The organism is Tengunoibacter tsumagoiensis (genome assembly GCF_003967535.1).
Taxonomy (GTDB): domain Bacteria; phylum Chloroflexota; class Ktedonobacteria; order Ktedonobacterales; family Ktedonobacteraceae; genus Tengunoibacter; species Tengunoibacter tsumagoiensis.
In genome coordinates this window covers 1,477,908-1,502,286 of record NZ_BIFR01000002.1, presented here as the reverse complement: position 1 = coordinate 1,502,286, position 24,379 = coordinate 1,477,908, and the positions used below count along the sequence as shown (strand labels likewise).

Annotated in this window: 21 protein-coding genes and 2 pseudogenes; 14 read left to right on the top strand and 9 right to left on the bottom strand. The window is 51.2% G+C overall.

Going from position 1 to position 24,379, the window contains the following annotated elements; all coding sequences use genetic code 11:
- Positions 1–114 precede the first annotated feature (114 nt).
- From EL628_RS26565 to EL628_RS26555, 3 genes are read left to right on the top strand one after another with little or no spacing between them, the layout of a single operon-like run.
- Positions 115–333: a DUF8691 family protein gene (locus EL628_RS26565; RefSeq protein WP_126583002.1), complete on the top strand. Its 219-nt coding sequence runs from the start codon at positions 115–117 to the stop codon at positions 331–333.
- A gap of 29 nt (positions 334–362) precedes the next feature.
- Positions 363–770, top strand: coding sequence for an alpha/beta fold hydrolase (locus EL628_RS26560; RefSeq protein WP_126583001.1), 408 nt, complete (start codon positions 363–365; stop codon positions 768–770).
- A 60-nt stretch (positions 771–830) separates the two neighbouring features.
- Positions 831–1,196: an alpha/beta fold hydrolase gene (locus EL628_RS26555; protein WP_126583000.1), complete on the top strand. Its 366-nt coding sequence runs from the start codon at positions 831–833 to the stop codon at positions 1,194–1,196.
- A gap of 20 nt (positions 1,197–1,216) precedes the next feature.
- Here EL628_RS26555 and EL628_RS26550 read toward each other — a convergent pair whose 3' ends face one another.
- Together EL628_RS26550 and EL628_RS26545 are read right to left on the bottom strand one after the other, a co-directional pair.
- Positions 1,217–1,912 carry a response regulator transcription factor gene (locus EL628_RS26550; protein WP_126582999.1) on the bottom strand — a complete coding sequence of 232 codons (696 nt, stop codon included), beginning with the start codon at positions 1,910–1,912 and terminating at the stop codon, positions 1,217–1,219.
- A complete protein-coding gene (locus EL628_RS26545; RefSeq protein WP_161975791.1) occupies positions 1,909–3,129 on the bottom strand; it encodes a sensor histidine kinase in 1,221 nt (406 codons plus the stop codon). Before EL628_RS26545 ends, EL628_RS26550 begins: the two co-directional genes overlap by 4 nt.
- 293 nt (positions 3,130–3,422) lie before the next feature.
- Between EL628_RS26545 and EL628_RS26540 the strand changes: the two genes are divergently transcribed.
- The 3 genes from EL628_RS26540 to EL628_RS26530 all read left to right on the top strand — a co-directional run bounded on the left by EL628_RS26540 (position 3,423) and on the right by EL628_RS26530 (position 8,050).
- Positions 3,423–4,202, top strand: a complete 780-nt coding sequence (locus EL628_RS26540) for an ABC transporter ATP-binding protein (protein ID WP_126582997.1) — start codon at positions 3,423–3,425, stop codon at positions 4,200–4,202.
- Positions 4,199–6,610 (top strand): ABC transporter permease, encoded by a 2,412-nt coding sequence (locus EL628_RS26535; protein ID WP_126582996.1) that lies wholly within the window; start codon positions 4,199–4,201, stop codon positions 6,608–6,610. Before EL628_RS26540 ends, EL628_RS26535 begins: the two co-directional genes overlap by 4 nt.
- Positions 6,611–7,204: 594 nt before the next feature.
- On the top strand, positions 7,205–8,050 hold the full coding sequence (locus EL628_RS26530; protein ID WP_126582995.1) for an alpha/beta fold hydrolase: 846 nt from the start codon (positions 7,205–7,207) through the stop codon (positions 8,048–8,050).
- Here the strand turns inward: EL628_RS26530 and EL628_RS26525 are convergent.
- Positions 8,030–8,479, bottom strand: a complete 450-nt coding sequence (locus EL628_RS26525) for a DUF1801 domain-containing protein (protein WP_126582994.1) — start codon at positions 8,477–8,479, stop codon at positions 8,030–8,032. The two genes, EL628_RS26530 and EL628_RS26525, sit on opposite strands and share 21 nt — an antisense overlap.
- A 702-nt stretch (positions 8,480–9,181) precedes the next feature.
- Positions 9,182–9,712: a DUF2690 domain-containing protein gene (locus EL628_RS26520; protein WP_126582993.1), complete on the bottom strand. Its 531-nt coding sequence runs from the start codon at positions 9,710–9,712 to the stop codon at positions 9,182–9,184.
- A gap of 147 nt (positions 9,713–9,859) precedes the next feature.
- Between EL628_RS26520 and fxsT the strand changes: the two genes are divergently transcribed.
- The 6 genes and pseudogenes from fxsT to EL628_RS30690 all read left to right on the top strand — a co-directional run bounded on the left by fxsT (position 9,860) and on the right by EL628_RS30690 (position 17,085).
- Positions 9,860–12,367 (top strand): FxSxx-COOH system tetratricopeptide repeat protein, encoded by a 2,508-nt coding sequence (gene fxsT, locus EL628_RS26515; RefSeq protein WP_126582992.1) that lies wholly within the window; start codon positions 9,860–9,862, stop codon positions 12,365–12,367.
- 525 nt (positions 12,368–12,892) lie between these two features.
- Positions 12,893–14,269: a tachylectin-related carbohydrate-binding protein gene (locus tag EL628_RS26510; RefSeq protein ID WP_161975790.1), complete on the top strand. Its 1,377-nt coding sequence runs from the start codon at positions 12,893–12,895 to the stop codon at positions 14,267–14,269.
- Positions 14,270–14,401: 132 nt separating this feature from the next.
- Complete coding sequence (locus EL628_RS26505) at positions 14,402–14,935, top strand: hypothetical protein (protein ID WP_126582990.1); 534 nt, start codon at positions 14,402–14,404, stop codon at positions 14,933–14,935.
- Between the two features lie 148 nt (positions 14,936–15,083).
- The gene (locus EL628_RS26500; protein WP_161975789.1) at positions 15,084–15,629 is read left to right on the top strand and encodes a DUF2690 domain-containing protein; all 546 of its coding nucleotides are present in this window, start codon (positions 15,084–15,086) and stop codon (positions 15,627–15,629) included.
- A gap of 305 nt (positions 15,630–15,934) precedes the next feature.
- Positions 15,935–16,357: pseudogene (locus EL628_RS26495) on the top strand (Tn3 family transposase); the annotation flags it as partial.
- 23 nt (positions 16,358–16,380) lie between these two features.
- Positions 16,381–17,085 (top strand): annotated as a pseudogene (locus tag EL628_RS30690) (tyrosine-type recombinase/integrase).
- 35 nt (positions 17,086–17,120) lie between these two features.
- Here the strand turns inward: EL628_RS30690 and EL628_RS26485 are convergent.
- Positions 17,121–17,486 (bottom strand): ester cyclase, encoded by a 366-nt coding sequence (locus EL628_RS26485; protein WP_126582988.1) that lies wholly within the window; start codon positions 17,484–17,486, stop codon positions 17,121–17,123.
- A 330-nt stretch (positions 17,487–17,816) separates the two neighbouring features.
- Complete coding sequence (locus EL628_RS26480; protein ID WP_126582987.1) at positions 17,817–18,215, bottom strand: DUF3224 domain-containing protein; 399 nt, start codon at positions 18,213–18,215, stop codon at positions 17,817–17,819.
- A gap of 831 nt (positions 18,216–19,046) precedes the next feature.
- Here EL628_RS26480 and EL628_RS26475 point away from each other — a divergent pair.
- Complete coding sequence (locus tag EL628_RS26475; RefSeq protein WP_126582986.1) at positions 19,047–20,807, top strand: ABC transporter ATP-binding protein; 1,761 nt, start codon at positions 19,047–19,049, stop codon at positions 20,805–20,807.
- 98 nt (positions 20,808–20,905) lie between these two features.
- On the opposite strand, the gene EL628_RS26470 is transcribed toward EL628_RS26475, so the two are convergent.
- The 3 genes from EL628_RS26470 to EL628_RS26460 all read right to left on the bottom strand — a co-directional run bounded on the left by EL628_RS26470 (position 20,906) and on the right by EL628_RS26460 (position 23,552).
- Positions 20,906–21,655 (bottom strand): SDR family NAD(P)-dependent oxidoreductase, encoded by a 750-nt coding sequence (locus EL628_RS26470; protein ID WP_126582985.1) that lies wholly within the window; start codon positions 21,653–21,655, stop codon positions 20,906–20,908.
- Positions 21,656–21,854: 199 nt separating this feature from the next.
- Positions 21,855–22,574 (bottom strand): metal-dependent hydrolase, encoded by a 720-nt coding sequence (locus EL628_RS26465; protein ID WP_126582984.1) that lies wholly within the window; start codon positions 22,572–22,574, stop codon positions 21,855–21,857.
- Between the two features lie 126 nt (positions 22,575–22,700).
- Positions 22,701–23,552, bottom strand: coding sequence for an alpha/beta hydrolase (locus EL628_RS26460; protein WP_161975788.1), 852 nt, complete (start codon positions 23,550–23,552; stop codon positions 22,701–22,703).
- Between the two features lie 442 nt (positions 23,553–23,994).
- Between EL628_RS26460 and EL628_RS26455 the strand changes: the two genes are divergently transcribed.
- Positions 23,995–24,375: a VOC family protein gene (locus EL628_RS26455; protein ID WP_126582982.1), complete on the top strand. Its 381-nt coding sequence runs from the start codon at positions 23,995–23,997 to the stop codon at positions 24,373–24,375.
- Positions 24,376–24,379: the final 4 nt, after the last annotated feature.

Here is a 24,379-nt window from a genome sequence, read left to right as displayed (position 1 = left end):
CCCATTTCTTCTCTCATTCTGCCAGAACCACCCCATCGGGCGATCACAACTCACCCGATGGGGTTTTATACTTTCAACCATCTTGAACGAAACGAAAGGAGGATAGTGCCGCACATGCGATGCCGAATCGCTATCGAAGGACATCTAGACCCATCCTGGCAAGAATGGTTTGAGAGCCTAGAGATTTTCCCCGAGGCCTCTGGCAGAACAGTCTTGCGGGGGAGACTGGTTGATCAAGCGGCGCTCTATCGAGTGCTCCTGAAAATTCACAGTCTCGGGCTTGTTCTGCTCTCTCTGAACACAGATGAATTTCTATCAGAGGGACAATTGTAGTGGAATGCATCAAGAAAGAAGAAGAAACGATGCCATATATTCAAACAAACGATTCCGTCCAACTCTATTATCGGGATTGGGGCACTGGGGCACCAGTGCTCTTTGTCAGCGCCTGGGCGTTTAGTGGGGCTATGTGGGAATATCAGATGCTCTATCTGTCCAACCATGGGCTGCGCTGCATCGCCTTTGATCGTCGAGGGCATGGTCGTTCGGATGATCCTGGACGTGGCTATGATGATATTGACCGGCTGTCCGATGATCTTGCGGAGGTAATTACCCGGCTCGATCTACGCGATCTCACCCTGGTTGGGAACTCAATGGGCTGTGGAGAGATCGTCCACTATCTTGCTCGCCACGGCACCAGTCGCATTGCTCGCGTCGTGCTCGTGAGCGGTACGACTCCTGGTATGCTGAGATCGGCAGAGAATCCACAATGATTTCCGAAAGAGGCTTCCGAGTTCGCTATAGCGAGGATGCAGCAGGACCGTCCGCTGTACATGACGGATGGCGCGATCAAATACTTCGGTCTTGGATCGACGTGGCCAGCGCCACCACAGCTTTCCTCAGAGATGGTGCAATGGGCCATCCGGCTCGTTCTTGAGTGTTCGCCCAAAGCAGCCATCGAGTGCTTCCGTACCAATGCGCAGACCAGTCTGCTGCCCGATCTGCCCGCATGTACAGTGCCAACACTGATTCTTCATGGAGAGAACGATCAAATTGCCCCTCTCCATCTGTGTGGACGCAGGACAGCTCAAGGCATTGCAGGCAGCGAACTCAAAACCTATCCTGGCGGGAGTCATGGCATGTTCCTCACTCACAAGGATCGCCTCAACGAGGACCTGCTCATCTTTATTCAAGGTTGAACCTTATGATGCCACATCTTTCACGTTTCTGTTTGTGTGGGTAAGAGACCATACTTAAGGGCAAGAGCGACGGCTGACGCGCGTGAATCAACGTTGAGTTTGGTGTAAATATTCGTCAGATAAGCTCGAACGGTGCGCTCAGTAATACCCAGACGCTTCGCGATCTCTTTGCTGCGCTCGCCACAGGCCACACCAGCTAGCACCTCCTGTTCTCGATTCGTCAACGCCAAAGGACTGGGAAGAGGAGCAATGGGTGAATGAGTGAGAGCTGGTGTTTCTTCTCCGGCGGGAGATGTGGTGTGTGCTAGCACGCGAGTCATGATCTCTGGCTGCATCACGACCCCGCCACGGGAAGCTGCCCGAATGGCATGGAAAAGCGTCTCCAGTGAACCTTCTTTGAGCAGATACCCAGACGCACCTGCCTGGAAGCCACGCACGATGAGTTCATCTTCATTGTAAGTCGTGAGAATCAACACTGCGATCTGTGGCCAGGTTTTCCTGAGAAACTTAAGCACATCTAGACCGCCCATTCCAGGCAGGCGTATATCAAGGAGGACAACATCTGGTTGCAGTTCTTCAATCGTTTGCAGTGCCGCAACTCCATCGGCGGCATCTCCCACCAGAGCCAGATCATCGCTGGTCGCCAGCATCAAACGGATTCCCTCGCGCACAATGGGATGATCATCTACGATGACGACACGGATTATTTCGCTCATGCACATTTCCTTGCATCATTGATCGGCACAGTAATGATGATCTGAGTGCCTTGTCCTGGAGAACTAAGAATCGTGAGTTGTCCCCCCATCAAGCGAACGCGTTCGCGCAGCCCAGCTAATCCATAATGCCCTGGACGTGTCGCAACGGTGGCGGGGTCGAAACCAATCCCATCATCGCGAACCTCGATCTCCAGCCAGGTTGCGCACTCGTGCACATTAATCCAAACCTGATGGGCCTGCGCATGTTGGGCGACATTGGCTAATCCTTCGGAAATGGCTCGCAGGATATGTCCACTCTGCATATCTGGCGTCGCTGCGAGGGCATTGAGTGAAGCCTCGCAAGGAATACCCGTATGGTTCGTGAAGCGGTCAATCTCCTCTTGCGCCATTTCGGCGAGGTCTTCAGAACGTGGGTGGTCTGCACGCAGATCCTGGAGGACGTAGCGTGTCTCGGTCAGCACAGTCCGCGCTCTGCTCATGGTCGAGAGAACGATCTCGTGGGTACGTTCAGTCTGACCTTTGCTGAAATACGCGCTGGCAGCTTCGAGTTGCATGAGTAACCCGGCGACCCCCTGCGTGAGCGTATCATGGAGGTCTCGTGCCAGCCGTTGCCGTTCGGTCAGCATCGTCAATTCTTCTACGCGCAGGGCGTAGGCCGACAATTGCAGATGAGCGGTGTTGAGATCACGCAAAAGAGCCTGGGTCCTCGCATGAGCGCGTTTCTGTTGCAGAAAAATGGCCAGGCCAGCCAGAATGAGGAGCACGGGAATCTCGACAACGAAGAAATCTCCTCTCCAGAGGAAAAACCAGGGGATGTGAGAGCCGAAAGTCTGAGTGTAGAGTAGCAGCAACGCAAGATAGCATCCCAAAACCAGCAGAATGAGACGGAGCTGTTTGAACATTTCAACCACCGCAACACAGAATACGAGAGAAAGGAAAAATGCCACCATCCCATCTTGTGCTATGTGCGTCAAGATCAGCACGATGCCTGTTTGCCCTGTCAGGATGAGCCACTGGAAGCTCCTGCGCAGGTTTTTTGCCAGGCCCAGCCAATAGAGCGCAGTGCTTGGGAGGATGAACAGCAAGATCAAGAGCGTTGCTCCCACCTGATAGTGATCCTGCCTGCCAGGTATCAGCAGATTCCAAACCCATCCACTGATCAACCCGGTCAGCAAATACCAGCAGAGTGGATGGATACTCCTTATGAACTGTTTCATCACCATTTCCTTCATATTCTTCTCGTCTTTGCATATCCAACACCAGGATGGGCTTCTCATGAACTGAGCCATTGTAGACGTTTTTCATTATAACATGTCTTTGCTTTCTTACTCATGGCCAAAGCGACAGTGGCGAAAACGACAGTGTGTGTCCAGTAGTCAGGTCAGGGGCTGCCAGTGGCGAAAGAGACGTACCAAACGAGTTTGAAAGCAGGTACACTCCACCTATGGCCGGAGACAAACTGCCCCTCTGCAGTGACGCAAAGGAGAGGAAGCCGAAAAAGGAGAACACCATGCAAGCACCCGATGGAAAAAGCGAGCGCAATCTGCATGCCACCTCACCCTCGCTGGTCGAGGTTGAGTGTCTTTCACGAACCATTCGTTCACGCAATAGAACGATCCCCATTTTAGAGAATATTACCTTTACCATCCCCGCTCACTGTCTCTTTGCGATTAATGGACCTTCTGGAAGTGGAAAATCAACGCTGTTAAATATGCTGACAGGGATTGATCGTCCGAGTAGTGGACATATTCTTTTTTGCGGCCAGGAATTGCGAGCGATGAGTGAGAACGCGCTGGCGCGCTGGCGAGGCAGACATGTGGGAATTGTTTTCCAATTTTTCCAGCTCATTCCCACCTTAACGGCCCTGGAAAATGTCCTGCTCGCTCTGGAACTCGGTGGCGGTGGTGGCCTGAAGCGCCGACAATGGCGAGAACGCGCTATGACCTGTTTAGAGCTCGCACAGATCAATGATCTTGCCCATCGCCTGCCCAGTGAACTCTCCGGCGGCGAGCAGCAGCGCGTCGCGATTGCTCGGGCCATCGCGAATGACCCTCCGGTGATCGTCGCAGACGAACCAACGGGCAATCTCGATTCAAGGACCGCTCACCAGATCTTCGAGACGCTAGCGAGTCTCACTCAACATGGCAAAACAGTGATCTATGTCACGCATGATCGAGAACTGGCGGAGCAAGCACACGAGCGGATCGACCTGTGCGATGGCCAGCTAGTGAAGAGCAATCTGGCGCAGATTTCTGGCAGCAAATCACACACGGAAAGAACTATGCAATGAAAAGAGGAAGCGTTTTACTGCGCAAATCGCTTGCGGATGTCACTCGGCGCAAGGGCCGTAGCATGCTCGTCATCCTGGGCATCTTCCTTGGTGTTCTGGGGTTGACTGCTGTGAATGTGGCGAACGATACGTTTGGGCGACAGTTCCTCTCCATTGTTGCTCCCACTGACGTCCCCAACGCCACCTTTACGGTCGCCAACCTTCCTTCTTCAGTTCTCACGGACCTGCCCCACGTAGCGAATGTAGAGACAGTGGAAGTGCGAACGCAGATAGATGCGAATTGGCGTCTGGCAGATGGCCGTAGCGCTAGTCTTGAACTCAATGGCTATCAACGCTGGCAAACGACCCAACTCAATACCTTTCACCTGACAAGCGGACGCTGGCCAGGGCCTGGAGAGGTTGTTATGGCTTCGCGTGACCGCTTTGTTCAATCGGTCACGCCTGGCGATCGTGTGAGCATCGTCAGGCCCACTGGTCAGATCGTTGTTCTGCGTGTTGTCGGTCTGGCCTATACCGTTGAGCAATCGCCCGCGCAGGCCGTCGCGTATATGAGCGCTGAGGGTTTGCGCCAGCTCGTTGCAGGCTCAACACCGGACAATAAGTTGTCGCCGTCTTTGACTTCAGAGATCCTGATCAAGATGCATGACCAGAGTTTCAATGGCGTTGAAGTCACCTACGCTATTCTGACATCACTCCTCAAAGCGGCCCATGTCACGGTCTCTGGATCTCACCGGTTCTCAACGGCTGGCCAGCAAGAGACACAGCTTGGTATTACCGGTTTTCTCACGGTTCTGCTCGTATTGGCAAGCATCGCGCTACTCCTGGTCTGTGTCATGATTCTCAATACGGTGAATATGCTCCTCACTGAGCAAATGAAAGCCATTGGGACAATGAAAGCTCTTGGTGGAACCAGATGGAGAATCATCCAGGGATACCTGGTATCTATTGGACTGTATGCGCTGGTTGGCACTGCGCCGGGTCTTGGTCTGGGTCTCCTCCTCTGTTCACAGGTAACAACAATTGTCGCGAATCAGGCACAACTGGATCTGCCTCCCTTTCAAATTGCCCCATGGGTGATTCTGGTAAGCATCACAGTTGGGCTATTGGTGCCAGTGTTTTCAGCTCTGGGGCCGTTGTGGATGGGTACCAGTATTCCTGTCTGCCAGGCGATGGCAGCCTATGGCGTGAGTCCTGGGAAGCGTCAACATGCTAGCGCCTGGGGACGCCGGGTGCATTGGGTGCCGCAAACGGTGTGGTTAGGCGTGCGTGAGATTTTCCGCCGACCTGGGCGGGCGACGTTGACGCTGTTTGCCCTGACTATCTCTGGAGCGATGTTTCTCGCTGTGCAGGTAGCCAATGAATCCATCGGGACGACGCTCTTTCATGAGCGGAATCTTTACATCTATGATATGCGCGTCGGTTTAGCATCCAACCTGGTCGTTTCGAGGCAACTCCGCTCCCAAATCCAGGCTTTGCCAGATGTGGCGCAGATCACCCCGTCGGATACCCGCACATTTGTCATGACAAGCGGTGGCGAACTGCTGATTGATGCGTTACCAACCACGCGTCAGGTCTATCAACCTCACGTACTTAGCGGCCATTGGTTGACCAATCAAGGACAACCCTCGCTCGTTCTCAGCGATACCGCGGCACAGCGACTGCATCTCCAGTTGGGTGAGGACGTCACGTTTCGTCTGGAGATCCCGCAAGCACAGTCGATCCGTTGGAAGATTGTGGGGATCGTGCATGAACTGGCATATGCGTCGAGTAATGCGAGTAGCACGGTCCGGCTTGGGATGGCTTTTACGACGCTTGATACCTTCCAGACCCTCGCCAACCTTCCAGCAGACGGGCCGCCAAACATCTGGATTTTTGCCCATGATCATGGGCCTCAAGCACTTCAGCAGTTGCGAAAGCAAGTGGTCACCATTTTCGAGCAGGCACACGTACAGGTCAATCTCGATACGCCGGTCTTAGATCAGGCCGCGCAACTCGATCCAACTGTCACGGTCTATGCCCTGCTCGACACCGTTGCGATTCTGGTGGCCCTGGTCGGGATCTTGAGTCTCTCCAATACACTCGCGGCCTCGGTCCTCGAACGGCGGACTGAAATCGGTATTTTGCGGTCACTTGGGGCAACTGGCCGCCGCATCGGCCTCGTCTTCTGGATAGAAAGTCTTGTGCTGGCGCTGATTGCCTGGTGTATCGGGGTGGCGATAGGGCTGCCAGGGGGAGCAGTCCTTGTCGAAATGCTGAATACCTTTGCCGGACCATTTGATACGATTTTCAATCCCGGCGTCGTTGTGGTCACACTGTTGTTTGTCGTGGCTGTTTCAATTATCTCAAGCGTTGGTCCCGCCTTGAGCGCCGCACGTCTGCCGATCGGCGAGATGTTGCGCTATGAGTAGTGCCTGGTTCTTTCTCTGCGAGCATTGGGAGAGAAACGTGAAATATGCTCATCTTCACACATGCTCCCCCCCATGCTTGCGAGGATGAGCGCCTGGAAGCGAGTAAAGGTCTAGAACCTGGAGAGGCGAATCTGAGGCCAGGGCATCTCCACCTCCACGTCCGTTTTCAAAGGTGGATGTACTGGCCTTTCCTCCAAAAGACAATACGCGATCTCTTGCGAGAGAAGGAGGCAGTGATCCAGTATGATGCATGCTCAGGTGCCGATTCAGATTACACCAAAATCCATTCATTATTAACATGTGTTTTGACTCTCTAAGTATAAAGAAAATTAAGGAAAAAGTAAAGATGTTTGTCTATAGAGGCAGAGTAGAATGTTTGAAAAATCAAGGGAGATGTGCTACGTTCGTATTCTAACAAATACTGAGTATATGTGTATATTCCCTTCTTTGTGAAGATACAGTACATTTTCGGCCTTGTTTCCATGCTGGGCACACCTCACAGGCGATTCGATCTTGAGTCATCGTCGTTGGCACAATATCTTGCACGAAAAGAGATAAAATGGCCAGGTTTCTTATCTGGCAGAGAGCAGAAGTATGGATAGAACGGAAGAATTACAAAAAAAGACGGGCTTTGCACCTGTGAATGGTACGCAACTCGCTTACGACGTAATGGGCCAGGGATTTCCTCTGATCTTGATTCATGGTGGCCTGCTAGATAGGCGAATGTGGGATGCTCAGGTGTTGGAGTTTGCCACATTCGCTCAGGTGATTCGTTACGATGTCCGCGGCTATGGGCAGTCCCAGATGCCACAGGTTCCCTACTCAGATGTGCAGGATCTGTTTGAACTGCTTCGTTTTCTGGGTATCCAGAAGGCTGCTGTGCTTGGTCTCTCGTTAGGAAGCGCAATCGCTCTGGACTTTACGTTGCACTACCCCGAAATGGTGGAAACTCTTCTGCTCGCAGCCCCTACGATAAATGGTTACATGGTACCAACTGTAGCGATGAGACAGCGATGGCAAGCGCTGTCATCGGCAGTGGAAGCGAATGATCGGACGCGCCTCTTTCACCTGTGGGCAGATGACCCTATGATGCCTCACGCTCAAGAATATCCTGCAGCATACCAGCAGTATCGTCACCTGCTAAAAGCGTACTCTTTTTCCCACTACTTCTCACGAGGTTTGCAACAGCCTCTTGTACCTGGCGCAAGAGAGCGGCTGGCAGCAGTTCAAGTTCCAACACTCATCATCGTTGGGGACCGGGATGAAGAGGAAGTCTCTACTGTTGCAGAACTTCTCTCAGCAGAAATTGCGACAAGCAGAAAAGTTGTCGTACCTGGTGTGCGTCATATGCTTAATATGGAACAGCCTGACGAGTTTAATCGGATCGTCCTTGAATTTCTTGAGACAAAGCTGAAACGCCTATTTTTCCGTTTGCCATAATATTCGGTCTATAGGCCCATCTTGGGACTTTGACTTGATGTAATGATAAGACTGTTGCACGATTTGCTCAAGAATTGGTAGCTCTACATCGCTGAGCCGCTTGATGTACACACAATATCCAGTAGTTGTATGTTTCCCTAACCTGGCCAGCAAGTCAGAGTAGCGTGCCGTACCATCCATAAGATAAACGGTGATCTTCCCTTTTCTTGGATAAAAGCCAATCACATGACTGTCGCCTTCACGCCCACTGTCGTATTTGTAATGGTAGGTATCAAACCCAATCGTACCTACATTCAACAGTTTTGGCTCATGTCCACTTATTTGTTGCATCATTTCCATCAGCACCTGGCTCTCTTTTCCCGTTTGCTCGTCGAGTGAAGCAATGTAGTCTTCGACTGAACCATAGTTTTGAGCAGTGATTTTGTCCATACGCCAGGTTGCTCCTTTTGGATCTCGTGTTTATGTGTCCGCTTTGTCGCGGACACAACGTTTCTTCTCTACTTGGCTTCACATGATGAATGTTGCTCGCAAAAGCGAGCATAGCATGAGTATATGAAAGGAACTTCTCCGATCTTGCTCAAATCCTCGGCCTGACTCTTGCCTGGGAAAGATCAGCCGGCGCGCCTATGCTTTCCTTGACGAAAGCCTCGCATGGGTGCTGATGGAAGTCTCTCGCCTACGAATGCACACCATTTGCGCATACCAGACCACTTCTCAAGCCCTTTTATGAAGGTCGCTTCCCATGTTTCGCGCAGATTTCCTCCACCATTCGCCTCAAGAATCGTCGAACTTTCGCGCTATTTACCTGGTACGCCTGGGATGAGGCCGCAAAGAAGGTTGCTCAGGCTCAAGGTATCACTAGAAGACCCTCATCCGGCGCAGGTTTCGCACAAAATGCCCTTCAATTATATACGTTCACAAAATGACCCCATCAGTATAGCTTAAAGTGACCCTTGTGACAAGGATCTTTCGCCCGTATACTCTTGGCATGGCATCCTGACCCGAGCTGTGCTTCCTTCCTCGGGAAACCAAAGGACGTAGCCGTAGCCGCCAAAAAAGGAGGGCTCTCTCTCAATACCTCTCAGGCTCTGTTTTCCAATACTGGTGAGACTCTCATTCTTCATTGAGCCACTACCAGCGTGCTGTATCTACTTCGTAGTACGTGCCGTTAGGATCCCAATAAGAACCCCTGGCGTAGGCAGTTAAGCCGGGTCCATCATAGAGCATACCAGAATAGCAGCTTGTTTGGCCGGGGGAAACATATTGATCTCCCGTGGCGCAGCTTGCCCAGGTAATCGAGCCATTCGTATTCGTACGCCCAACATAGGCGTCTCCGTATGCGTTATTTGGTACGCCATAGTTAAATTGTACATAGGCCCAGGCCGTGTGACAGGTTGGACTCCATTTCAGCCAGACATGCCCGTAGCCTCCGGCAAAATCCATCCCGACTGTACCCGGAGCAGTGTACGAATCCGATGCGCATCCAGTTTTATAGGGGTCCTGGTTGTCGTAGCCATAGCCACTCAAGGTTGCAGTATGAACGGTCGTGTTTTCCAGAGACTGGGCATGGGCCGAGGGAGCAATCAGGCTCATCGAACAGAGCATGAGAAGCACGATAGGGGTTAGCAAATACCATTTGAAACGACTGCTAAGGCGATGCATGATTGAAATTTCCTTTCAGTATCACAAGTTCAGGAATCATAAACCCGGTACTTCTTCTATGGTACTAGAAAATGAGCACAGAATAGCTATGCCTACCTGTGCATCTGAATAGCCGTTATTTTGCAGAAAGAAAGTGGGCGCCATTTTATGTCAATCGCTTCTTTTGGAGACATTTTGCGGGACTTTCGCACAAGCAAACATATCAGCCAACGGATCCTCGCCGAAAAACTGGGAGTACATCGTAATACCATTGGATCCTGGGAACAAGGAAACTATCTGCCCGACAGTAAAAGCATGGTACTGGAACTGGCGCGCCAGTTAAAACTCAGTGACGTGGAGTTGCGCCAACTCCTCGAAGCCAGTCTGACTGTGCTTTCTCCTCACTGGTCTGTGCCATATCAACGCAATGCCTTCTTTACTGGACGGGAAACGTTTCTCGATACCCTGCATCACAAGCTGCGCACCGATCATGCTATGGCTCTCCCCCAGTCGTATGCGTTACATGGACTGGGGGGGATTGGTAAAACCCAGATTGCTCTGGAGTATGCCTACCGTTACGCACTGGAATATAGCGCGGTCTTCTGGATCGAGGCGGAAACTATCGAGAGTACCCTGGCGAGTATGAGCCACATCGCTATGCACTTACAGCTTCCAGAGCGAGGAGATGTAGATCAGCAGCGGATGGTCGCCGCAGTTCAGCGCTGGTTGACAACCAATAGTGCGTGGCTGCTGATCTGGGATAATGTAGAAGATTTGGACCTCCTTCAACGCTTTCTGCCTCCCGCCTATCAGGGGGCGTTTCTCATCACGACCCGCAATCCTGTCCTGGGAACCCTGGCTCAGAGCATGGAACTGCCCCCAATGATGCTAGAGGAAGCAATGGCGTTTGTCTTGCGACGAGCCAGACTTCTCCAGGAAAACTCCAGCCGAGAACCACACTCTCAGGTCTCTTTGTGGGAGGAAGAGGCGAAGGCCCTCGTGCAGGTGATGGGAGGGTTACCATTAGCCCTCGATCAGGCCAGCGCCTACATCGAAGAATCCGGATGCAGTATTGCAGATTATCTGCACCACTATATCGATCAGCGCACCCAACTGCTGGATCGAAGAGGAACGTTTGGGAAAGATCATCCTCATACTGTCACTGCAACGTTCTCCCTGGCCTACACACAGGTCAAGCAGCACAATCCCCTTGCTGCTGATCTGCTCTGCCTCTGTGCCTGGCTCTACGCGGAAAGGATTCCTGAGGAACTCTTTGTCTCCGATCCAGATCATGCTCGTCCGGCTCTTGTGGCTAATCGGTACCAACTGGACCAGATGATTGTTACGTTGCGTACCTTTTCGCTGGTCCAACGCCAGTCGGATACACAGACGTTCTCGCTTCATCGACTGGTGCAGGTGGTTCTGCAAGAAGAGATGAACGAGCCAGAGCGTGCTACCTGGCAGCAACGTGTGATCCACCTGCTCAATATGGCCTTTCCTGCCGTTGCGAGTCACACCGGGACAGAACTCTGGGAGCCGTGCGAGCGACTGCTTCCCCACGTGATAATCAGTGCCGCCGCTGTCCCGGATAGCTGCCAGGATCAGGAATTGGCCGAACTGCTCCTGAAAGCAGCAGACTACCTCCACGAGCGGTCTAGATACAAACAGGCGCTGTCTCTGTATCAGCAAGCGTTGCAGATCCGGGAACGAGCATCAGGTCTGGAGCATCCTGCGGTCGCTTCTCTGAAGAGCCAGCTTGCCCATCTCTATCGGGTGCTAGGCAATTATGCGCAGGCCGAACCGCTGTTCCAGTCCGCGGTGCACGTGCTGGAACAGCGGTTCGGTCCGAAGCATCTAGAAGTAGCTTACCCCCTCGAAGGGCTCGCGATGGTCTACTACGAGCAGGGCAAGTATGAACTGGCAGAGCCATTGCAGCAACGAGCGCTACAGATCCGGGAACAGGAGCGGGGCTCGGAGCATCCGGAAGTAGCCCTGGCACTCAACCGGCTGGGAAATATCTATTATGAGCAGGGTAAATACGAACTGACCGAACGGGTCTATCAACGAGCGCTACAGATCCGGGAGCAGACGGTGGGACCAGAGCATTTTCGGATAGCGAGCTCGCTCAATAATCTGGGCAACCTCTACCGGGAGCAGGGCAAGTACGAACGGGCTGAGGTGTTCTGCCTGCGTGCTGTGCGCGTAGCAGAACAGACCTTAGGCGCGGGCCATCCTGATCTGGCCGTGATGCTAGGGAGCCTGGCTGATCTCTACCGCGAGTGGGGCAGATATCCACAGGCTGAGGAATTGTATCAGCGAGCACTCTCTATTACAGAGCAAGCGCTTGACCCGGAGCATCCTGCACTCGCATATCACCTTCATGGTCTGGCGCTTCTCTGCCGTGAGCAAGGCGACTATGAGCACGCAGAGGCCCTGTTCCAACGCACCTTACAGATTCGTGAACAGCGTCTGGGGCAAGATCATCCAGAGACCGCCCAGACGCTCTACGACCAGGCGCTGTTCCACCAGCTTCAGGGCCAACTGGGCAAGGCCTCTTCTTTAGCCGAACGTGCTCTCCAGATCCGCTTGCGGTCCCTGGGAAACACCCATCCCAAAACGATTGTCTCACGCACACTTGCCGCTCAGTTGGAGGAAAAAATGCGTTGCAATACATAGGATAAAAAGCGCCTTTCGATGTTTTTTTTCTTTTTCAACAAAAAAGAGGAAAAAGTTTACAAAAAGATCGTCTATTGTGCTCGATCAACGTCAATACTTCTTCCGCCTCCTACAGTCTACTCCGAACGCCACTACTGGCGAATTTGAGAACATCTTGTGCATCAAAACCGTCAGCGATCGGTAGGCCTTTTCTAAGGCCTACCTTTGCACACAATTGCACAGCTATATTGTGTAACTTCTATTTTATGCTTTCTAGTGAAGCCAGTGGCTTCAATGGGTATGAAGAAAAAAAAGGAGTATTCCTTGTCATTGTTTCTCCATATCTTATGAAGCTTTATTGTCTATGCGGGTTTCACCGAAAGGAACCAGAAGTATGCTGTAAAAGCTGTTGTGTTTCGGGAATCTCTACAAGGGTTTTCACACTCCTGCTTTCTCAACAGAGATGATGGATCTTTAAAAAGAGGTATGTGGATCTTTAAACTTTTTTGGTAATGTTCCTGTTTTTTATGAGAAAGGTATGTGCTATTGTCTATCTACAACTACGCTGCGCTACGCAAGGCTGTTCTTTTCGTGGCTTTAGCCATTTTAGCAGCGAGCCTGTTCGTTGTGGGATCAAAACCTGCAGCCGCAGCCACATCGAGACCATCCTGCATCAGTACTGCGCCAGTCTATTATATTCCTGGGAATCTGCTTTGGTATGGGCATGCTGACCCGACCGGTGGTTCCGCAGCCTGGGCTTCAGGTACCGGCAACACGGTTGGCTCCAACTGGGCGGGTCTCCAGGCCTTCTCCGGTGGAAATGGCATCATCTATGGCATCGACTCTGCTGGCAATTTGCGCTGGTATCGTCACCTCGGCTATCTTAATGGTACCTCGTCCTGGGCTTCGGGAAGTGGCAACGCGATTGGGAGCAGTTGGGGAGGCTTCACATCCGTATTCTCTGGTGGAGATGGGGTGATTTACGGCATCGACACCGCTGGCAATTTGCACTGGTATCGCCATCTGGGCTACCTTACTGGTTCCTCGGGTTGGGCTACGGGAAGTGGCAACGTTGTTGGTACGAGTTGGAGTAATCTTCAGGCTTTTTCGGGCGGAAATGGCATCATCTATACGGTGGATGGTTCCGGCTCCTTGCACTGGTACCGCCATCTGGGCTACCTGACTGGCTCCTCGTCCTGGGCTTCGGGAAGTGGCAACGTTGTTAGTAACGGTTGGGGCAGAGGTAACGGCATCCTCTCCCATTTCTCTGCTGGCGGAGGCATCATCTATGCGATTAATAGTACGGGCCACCTGTACTGGTATGATCACCTCGGCTACTTGAATGGCTCTTCATCCTGGGCTTCGGGAAGTGGCAACGCGATTGGGAGCGGCTGGTCTGGTGACTGGTCAACCTTTGCTGATGTCGATGCCTGTGGCAACTCGGTGGCTTATGCCCAGACCCACTGGACCTGGGAATGGTATAACACCTCCAGTACCTCGTACTATACCGTCAGCACCGGCGCATCGCAGCCAAACTTCGAATGTGCTGAATTTGTGGCCCGTTCCTTAGCGGCCAATGGCTACTTTCCAGGGCTGGATGCCAATACCTCGACATCTAACCAGTATGCCAGTTACCAGGGGTATAGTCTTGCGTATGTTCCTGACCTCTACAGCTATCTGATCAACAATCACCTTGGGGTAGATGTTGGAGATAATCCTGCGCAAGCCGCGCCAGGTGATATTGCGTTCTACAGAAATGGCAGTGGGACATTAGAACATGCTGCATTGCTTGTGCAAGTAGGAACCACGCGTGATGGGAGTGATACCCTGGTCGACGCACATAATGATGCAGATTACCAAATTCCCTATAATAACTACCAGGCATGGAACGGGTACTCCGCGCATATTGTGCACCTTTACTAAACAAAATCAACCTTCGCATGAACGTGGTGGAAGGGGTTTGTCAGGCACGTTGTTCTGACAAACCCCTTCCACCACCTACAGCATCTCTTAGTTCCTGGATGTTCTCTGAGTTTCGTGAAGAAAGGATTACTCATGGTGTCTCATTTCCGTCATCGTGTCAGACTGGTACTCTTCGCCCTCGCTTTGTTGTTTACGCTTGGAGGGATAGGCTTTATCGCGCCTCAGGCGCACGCGGCCAATGCAGGGCAGAGCTTGAAAACTCAGGCGGCCATTCCTCAGATCAATACGGCCCATTGTAGCTCATTGGGAAATTTGATTGAGTCCGAGCCGATCAAGGCTCGTTTCACGAATACGACGATTGCAGAAGTGGATGTCTACTATAACAGTACAACCGGCTATAATTGTGCCTATCTTTATGCTGTGGGGCCAGCCTATGGTCAGGCGCAATCTCTCGATATAAATATTGCGACCTGTCAAGAGGGGTATGGTTCAGACGGCTGTACGTGGATACAGCACGACGAGGATGGTCCTTATACCTATCACTACTATGCTGGCCCAGTTGGGGTCTATGGCAAAGGACATTGTATCGCTGTGTGGGCCGATATCGAATGGCAAAGTATCATCGATGGCGGCGGCGATAGTCCGTTTGTTGGCCACTGCGGCTAGCACGTTGTTTCGACCAGTTGTTTGCTTTTTATGAAGAACTGCCATGCTTTTCAGGCACAGCAGCCTTTTCCAACAAGCAAGCACCAGAGAGCAGAAAGGTTCGATCTTCATCCTTTCTGCTTCTTCTGGAGAGAAAGGGATATCTTCTATGCATAAAGGACGGAACATGTTCAACGTCAAACGCCTGGTTCTGTTCGGACTCATGGCTCTGGTACTCTGCACCGCACTGGCTCTCAATACAGGGGCTGCCTCCGCGCACGCCACTGTTCCAACGCGGTCCGCAGCCCTTGTTTACTGTGGTGGCGGCACAGGTGTCAGTTGCGATGGGAAAGATCCAATCCAATGGAACTGTTATCTTGATGCAATAGATAAATATGACGCCACGAGTTCGGATTTAGGTGGGTTGACGGAAGACATTATCCTTCGCTATAGCCCAACGTGCGGTTCTGCGTGGGCGCTGGTCATCTTTAGCGATCGTGTGCCATCCGGTCATTATGGAAATGCCATCATTACGCGGACTTCTGATAATCGGCAGTATGACTGCACGACCGGCGATAAGATTGTCTATCCTGGCCAGACCTCGTGTTATTCTGGCATGGTAGACGATCCTGACTGGACAACGGCCTGGGCTGCTGGCATGTACAGGACAGGAAGCAATAGCTGGATCCGGGAAGCCCGGACACAAGCATTTTAGCGATCGTTCCAGTTGTCTTATCGGCGCAGTTTTGCGGAGGATAGCGCCTGCGCCGATACATCCTCCTTTTGGGGGTAGCGCTACGTAAGCTGTCACCAGGGGCAGAGTAGCGGGCAATACGAGCATCCATCTTTCTTACAGGTAATTTCCGTCTTTTTTTCTGGAAAAGAACCTGACCCCATTTGCCCTATCAAGAGCATCATGTGTTGTGCTCAGAGGTATTCGTCCGTTGTATTCATGAAGAAGCAGCCAGTTCCGACACTCTCCATTTGAGGAACTGACAGGCTCATGAATTGAAAGGGGATGGACTGGGGACCAACACCGGATTCAAACGTCTTCCCAGCGCCGATCCTGGCACGACCGAATCTGATTTGCGCTATGTGCGTTCCCGCTATATTCACAAAGAGCAACTGCGCAATGCCATCGCGCATGTCGCCAATACGATCTTTGAGATCCGGCGCGCTGACATTTGGGGAGAAGGAACGACGGCATGTGCGTCCGACTCCAAGAAATTTGGGGCGTGGAACCAGAACCTGCTCACAGAGTGGCATATTCGCTATCGTGGTCCTGGCATTATGATTTATTGGCATGTCGAACGCAAGTCTACCTGTATCTACTCACAGTTCAAGAGCTGCTCCTCCTCCTCAGAGGTGGCGGCGATGATCGAAGGGCTGCTACGCCATTGCACCGATGCCGAGATCGAGAAAAACTATGTAGATACTCATGGTTCTTACACAGAAAGGCCAGACCAATGACTCGGACACCCCCAAAGAAAAAGGCAAAAGAATTAGCAAAGCTGCTTCGCGCGGAGCGGCCTGATTATTCCTACCTCAAAAGCGTCTTTCGAGCGCTGCGCGAAGCGCTGGAAATTGAAGTTCCTCGGAAAGAGGCCAGGCTTCCAGAGGTTCCCACGGAGGAGGAGATTCACCGCTTCTACCAGGCGGTGTGGAACTGCCAGAACTTCGGGGATATGGTGCTGATCAAAACGCTCTTCTACACAGGCATCCGCGTCAGCGAACTGATGGCGATCCGTCTCACCGAGGTCGATGTCGAGCGGTGCCAGATTCGCATTACCCAGGGCAAGGGGAGCAAGGACCGGAAGGTTCCCTTCCCCTATGCCTTCCGCGAATTGCTCGCGCTGCACATGGAGCAGATGAAAGTCCATAGAGCAGTGTATTTGTTCGAGTCAGTGCGCAAGCGTCGGTATACAGATCGAGGGGTGCGCAAAATGCTGGCGCGCTACGCGGCCTAAGCAGGCATTACACGTTCGATGTCTTCCCACAAATGGCGGCATTTCCTCTTCACCTGGCTCAAAAAAGAGGGCATCGATGATGCTCTTATCCAGCCCTATTCTGGACATGCAACGCGCCAATCGTTAGAGATCTACTCTAGGCTTTCTCTGGCTGACGCCCAACCCTCTTACAATCAAGCAATGGAGCGATTCCCGATCCAGTAGCATACCAGCGTTAGCATTTCTGCTCTTTCTCCTGTTCAAGAAGGCTCGGCCCGCGTGGCCCTCATGTTTGTCAATGCCCAGACTTCAGCAATCCGTTGATTCTGGACCCGAATAATTTCTAGGATCATCGGCTGATTACCGTCAGCCATGGCTGGAATTCCATGCAGACTGGTACGACTGGCAACCTTCTCTCCATCAATCAACAACTCCTCAACAGCGACCCGGATGTCTGGAAATGCTTGAAATCTTGCTGCATAGGATTTTTTGACACCCTCAATTCCTGTTTTCAGAGGGTGACTATAAAAGTCTGAGGCGAAAATCTCGTCTACAGCAGCCAGATTTCTGGTGTTAAATGCGTCGTACATACGAAGGATGAGATTCTTGGTGTCCTCTTTTGTCATGTAATTCTCCTCTCTTTTCTATAGATTTTGCAGCTTTTTCGTTTGACGCTCTCGTCTCATCGCCTCAAGAACGTCGATCTCGCTCCTGGCTCTGTTCTGCTTTGCTTTCATATATGTGCAGTATCTCCTTCTGGGAAAGCGTCGATTCCTCGTCGATTCGTTTGGTCACGGATGAAGGAGAAGGCTGAGGTGGAACATCGCTTCCCACAGCGCTTATCAACGTGCGCATTCCTTGCATACATGTAGCAAGCTCTTCCTCTTGCATCGAAATCTGGTATGTTGTCTTGGAAGGAGAGCTATGCCCAAACGGAGATATAAGCATGAGACGCGCTATTCGATGTCGTAGTCGAGGGTGAACGTCGCCTCGTGCTCATCGTGATGCCATACACAGTGCCCGCGCAACCCTTGCAATTCGTCTGTGCCTGAACCGGGGACAACGTATCCGAAGGAATCTGTAACGTTGCCACTCGCTACCGCCCCACCATGTTGAATGACGAAACTCCCAAAGCGGCTTCCGATGCGCCCTACGACTTTCTCTGTGGCAACGTAACCAGCTGAGCCGTCACCAGCTTGGCACATGAGGAGGACAGCTGTACTCTCAGCTTCAATGTCACCCTGAAAACTCCTTTTCACGTCTATTTGCAAGAGCGTAGCACCATCCTTCGGCTCGTCGTAAGGACGTTGATCCCAAGAGCTAATCTTAAAGTCGGATTTCGTGTGGATACTCATAACGGTTTTCTCTTTCCCTTTATCAGTAGTGACTCTTTGTCAGAACTGTTCATTATAAACCTCTTTGAGTCTACCACCGATTTAGGAAAATTTCGGTCCTCCATTCTAATTGGGTTCTGCTTGTTTTGCTGAGTCTCTCGGTTATCCTGACAAGGATTTTAGTCCAATGAGTAATATCTCAAAGAGGTCGTGGCGAGGTTTCATATTTCTTTGCCTCTCATATCCACTCTTTGAGTTCGGCGCAAAAAACCTTGCCGCACATATTGACATGAGGCTCTCAACTGGATCATTTTTTGCAAGGAGGATAGGTACGTATTTTTGTACCAAGTCTTTATTCAATAAGAGGCGTTAAACAAACTATTACCTGTATTAACCGCTACTCTGCCCCTGGTGACAGCTAACGTAGCGCTCCTCCTTTTGGGTTCAGTTCGATCTCAGAGAAGAGGGCATATCGGCTGAGACCCCTGGCGAACGGTATACAGAACTGCAGTGATTGTGGCGTCCGCAGAGCGCCCTTCACTGCCATTTATAGGAATCATGCAAAAGGAATGTATAGCTCGAAACAAAATGCTTCTGCGAACGAAAAGGAATTGGAATCTCTCCCCTCTGCAAAAATCAGGATTTCTCCAGTTTTGGGTGTATAATAGATGCCTCGCCACCCAATCTCCAACCCCACATGGTATTTCCCACCCATACGCTCAATGTAGCCTCATCGTCTGCTTTTTAACTCATCAATAGATGCCTTACAAAGCCTGACAAGTTTTATATACCATTACGGGCCTGGCTGGTGTGGCACTCTCTGTTTGTCTCTCTGCTTTCAGGAGGAAACGTGTGCTGCGTACCACTCAATCAAACAGATTTCCCACAACAGGGCGTATTATCCAGACCTTTCGTCCATACTGGTGGCGTGTGCTTCTGATTATCGTCATGATCCTGATAAACTCTACCCTTGGCACTGCTGTTGTCCCTGAAGTCACAAAAATGATCATTGATCAGGCTTTCCTGCGCAAAGATGTTACCTTACTGGCCTGGCTGGTCCTTGCGCTGATCGTTCTGCCGATGTTTACCGGTGTGGTCAGCATTGCGCTCGATTACGTGGGGATAACACTGGCTCAGTATGTCATGCACGATCTGCGGATTGGTCTATATGCCCGTCTTCAAGCAGTTGCCCTGAGATTCTACAGTTCGGAGCGCACCGGTGAGATCATCTCGCGCCTGACCAACGATATCAATGGAGTGAGTGATGTACTTAGCAATGGTCTGAGCGGGACGCTCTCTCACTCTATCGGGATGCTAACAACGCTGCTTGTGATGTTGAGTTTAAATGTGCCGCTGACCCTTCTTTCCCTCGGCCTGACGCCAATTTTTGTCTCTCTCGCTGTGCGCGTGGGGGCTGTTTTACGAGGGGCAAGCAAAGAGAAGCAGCAGACATTGGCCGACGTCTTGTCTGTACTTGAGGAGACACTCAATGTCAGTGGAGCACTTCTTGTGAAGAGTTTCGGGAGGCAACGAGCCGAGACGACACGTTTCAAAGCTCTAAGTGAACGACTTGTGACTATACAGGTCCGCCAGACGATGGTTGGGCGTTGGTTCCTGTTGAGCTTCCATCTCTTTTTCAACATTGTCCCGGCCCTGGTCTACTATTTCGGAGGACTTCAGGTTATGGGTGGTCGACTCAGCCCTGGTTCGTTGATTGCCTTTATCGCTCTACAAAGCCAGTTCTTTCCCACACTGCGTCAGTTGCTCAGCATTCCTCTTGATATCCAATCAGCGCTTTCCCTCTTCGAGCGCCTTTTTGCATACCTTGATCTGCCAATCGAGATTGCCGACTGTTCCAATGCCAGGGCGCTTGATCATGTCGCCGGGCATATTCGCTTCCATCATGTGAGTTTTTGTTATCAACCGGAGCAGCCAGCTCTCATTGATATCGACTTCGCGGTTCAGCCTGGACAACTTGTCGCTCTGGTTGGTCCGAGTGGCGCAGGCAAGTCCACGACAGCCTGCCTATTGCCCAGGTTTTACGATGTAGGGCAAGGCGCAGTAGAGATCGATGGTCATGATGTACGCTCTGTGACGCAAGAGAGCCTGCTCCAGCATATCGGGATAGTGACACAGGAAACCTACCTGCTTCACACGACGATTCGCGAGAATATCGCCTACGGGCGGCCCGGCGCTGCTGATGAGGAGGTGATTGCCGCTGCGCAGGCCGCTCAGATCCACGAACGCATTCTGCAACTCCCAAACGGCTACGAGACAGTGGTTGGCCCACGTGGCTACGTGCTCTCAGGCGGGGAGAAGCAGCGCGTAGCAATCGCCCGTGTCTTGCTCAAAAATCCGCGCATCTTGATTCTGGATGAGGCGACCAGTGCCCTCGATACGCGCTCTGAGCGCCTGCTTCAAGCAGCTCTCGCAGAACTTCAGATGGGGCGCACAACTCTGGCGATTGCTCACCGTCTCTCAACGATTCTCTCTGCCGACCAGATCCTGGTAATGAACGCTGGACGCATTGTCGAGCGTGGAACGCATGCGGAACTGCTCCAGCAAGGTGGTCTCTATTCCCAATACTACGATGAGCAGTTGAAATCTCGCTAAGACATGCCAGATTAACATATGTATGGCCCGGGGGTGCGTTGCTTTGGCACCTGTTCAATGAGCAGCAGAAGCGTTCTTTTGGTCAGAGGCCGTCTTCTTTACACCTGTGCCTCTCCGCCATCAACCGCCAGTTCACTTCCATTAACATAACTACTATCGTCTGAGGCCAGGAAGACAACCGCTTTCGCAATCTCATCGGGTTGTGCCATACGACCAAGAGGGACACTCGCCTCAGAGGCTGCTATCATCTGCTTGAGCTCCTCTTCAGTTTTGACTAGAGCGCGCCATCCGGGGGTATCGGTGGGGCCAGGGCTAATGGCATTGACACGGATACCACGACCTTTCAGATCAAGAGTCCAACTTCGCGCAAATGAGCGGATCGCTGCGTTACTCGCACTATACACACTAAAACCACCTATGCCTTGATGGACTGTACTGGATGCCGTCAGGATGATTGAGCCACCCTCACCCATGAATGGTAATGCCTTTTGTACGGTGAAGACAATCCCTTTCACGTTCACATCAAAGGTTTTATCAAAATGGGCCTCGGTGACCTTGTCCAATGAAGCAAATTCACCAAGGCCCGCATTGGCGAAAAGAATATCGATATGACCGTGTTTCTGTTTGACGGTTGCATATAAGCGATCTAAATCTGCCAGTTGTGAAACATCACTCTGAATACCAGTGACATTCTTCTCGATAGCTTTGACGGCTTCATCTAATTCAGCCTGACGGCGACCAGTAATGTAGACATACGCACCTTCAGTAACGAAGCGTTTGGCCGTGGCAAGACCAATGCCGCTATTCCCACCTGTGATCACTGCTATTTTGTTTGCTAACTTTGTCACAACCGTTTCTCCTTAGAAAGCATCCAAGCATCTCATGCGCTATCTGGATGGTATAAATGAGATCAGATATCCATCACGTTTGTAGCAGGCAGAAAGAAACAATGATCGGAACACACGACTCTGGGCTTCCATAGCGTCCTTTTCAGGAGATAGCGCTCTTGCCCGCTCTCTGCTTTTTTGTTGGTGTCAGCTACTCTGTTCACACGCTGGGTTTTCCCGGCACCAGATCGATTACTTCGACATCATTGAGTTGTAGTTTTTGCAATTCTTCACGGAGCATAGCCGGAGTACCTGTGAAAATAGGGAATGTCGCAAAGTGCATTGGAATTACCTGCTTCACACCCAGAAGCTTTGTCGCAAGAGCAGCCCCCTTTGGCCCCATTGTTAATCGATCTCCGATAGGCAGGAGCGCAACATCAGGTTGATAGAGATCACGAATGAGCTGCATATCCCCAAAGAGGCAGGTATCGCCTGCATGGTAGAGCTTGAAACCGTTTTCCAGTTCAACAATAAAACCAACAGGATTGCCACCATAGACAGATTGCGTGAGCAGATCAAAACCAGAGGAATGAATAGCCGGTGTCATCGAGATAGTAATCCCATCGAGCGTGACGCTCCCACCGATATCCATATTCACAATATTGGCCACACCTCGCTTCTCTAACCACCACCCCAGATCAATAATCGTGACGACCTGTGGTTGAAATTTTTTTGCCAGCGGCTCCACATCACTTACATGGTCATAATGTCCATGTGAGACCAGGATAATATCAATCTGTGTGAGGTGCTTTGCCTCTGGTGGGCTACTTGGATTCTGTTCAATCCAGGGATCAAATATCAGCACCTTGTTTTGAGGTGTCTTCACCAGAAACGTAGAGTGGCCTAGCCATGTTATCTCTGCACCGTTGAAACGTGCCATTGTTCTATCTCCTCACCGCGCGTTGTGAGACAAGCAGGACTATTCCATGCCTGTCTCATGGCATAGATCAGGAAAAAAAGTTTCTCGTTGAAGAGAGAAGATGCTCTGACTTTGAACTTTGCACGTTTATCCTCGTCCGATAGTTACAGGTATGTGTTGAGCCGCGGCAACGATAAGGTCAACAACATCATTGGGATGTGAAACAGGGGAGGCATGGCTCGATGCCACCTCACGCGTTACGGCCCCCATCCTTTTGGCCATAAAACGAAGGGCGTCCGGGCTGATAGCGCGATCATTCATTCCAATCAGTGCCCAGGATGGAAGCTGTTTCCAGGCAGGGGCACCTGAGCGCGTACCAAAAGCCTTTGGATTGATGGGTTTTTGTACAACCGCAAGATTTTGTCCTTGCTCAACAGGAACATCTTGAATAAAATTCTCTGGAAAGGCTGATGGTTGGACCCAGACAAAATTTGGGGTATAAGATGGGACAATAAATGCATTGATAGGTGGTGTGGGGAACCGAGAAGCGATATCAAGGATACTTTCACCTTCATCTGGTGCGAATGCGTCAGCAAATACCAGCGCACTTGCATTATCGGCATTTGTAGCCGCGTTGGTAATAACCGCCCCGGCATAGGAATGACCAACGAGGATTGTTGGGCCCGAGAGCGTTTTGAGTGCCTGGCGCGTTATGAGGATATCCTCTTCTAAAGAACTGAGGGGGATCTGGATCGCAAGAGGGTTATATCCTCGCGCTCGCAATAGGGGAATGACCCCAAGCCAGCTAGAGGCATCAGCATAAGCTCCATGTACAAGCAACACATTGAGACTATGTGCATCTACCTGCGGGCTTTCTTGCCTCTGATGTGCTGCCTGAATGGTGGTAAAAGCGCAACTCATATAAGCTGTTGTCGCAGCGGCTACTGTAATGCCCTTGCAAAACGCACGACGCGTTGAGGATGGAAGGATTGTAGACATATAATTTCTCCGTTGGTACTGAAGCATACATGGTTAAAAGCTTGCAAGAAAAGGTCTCGTCGAGGAGTATAGTCAAGAGGAAGCAGAAATACATCCACCAAAAGTGTGAAATGGCACTATCAGATTTTTTGTATGAAACCGTTTGTTATCTATCCAGAATGACGATCAAGCGCTCCGTTTTCTGAAAAAGTATCAGGTATGACATCATCACCGCCATATTTTTTTCTCGCTCAATCGTCAGCGAACTGCTGCAGATAAATGTCCTACGAAGTGAGACGATCTGGCTCTCAATCGCGGAACCCAGGGACAAAAATTCCTGGACCCTCCTTCGTCAGGTATACTTGATTCAAAAGCTGTAAATTACCTTTATCATCATGGGAATTAACAAATCATTACCTCGCTGATCGAAAAAGGTGTACAATAAAGAGAAGAGGAAGTGGTTATGCAGATCGACCATTTGGACCATCTGGTGCTAACCGTGCAGGATATTCATGTAACCTGCGAGTTCTATTCACGTATTTTAGGCATGCAAGTCGTCACCTTTGCAGAAGGGCGAAAGGCACTGTGCTTCGGCAAGCAGAAAATCAACCTTCATCAGAAAGGCAAAGAAATTGACCCAAAGGCGGAGTCACCGACTCCGGGCTCTGCCGATCTCTGCTTTTTGACATCTCTGCCACTCGAAGAGGTGATTACTCATCTTCAATCCCAGAATATCCCTGTCCTGCTCGGGCCGGTGGAGCGAACTGGTGCAACAACGTCTCTCATGTCTATCTACTTTCGTGATCCCGATGGGAACTTGCTCGAAGTCTCAAATGCTTGCTGAGAGA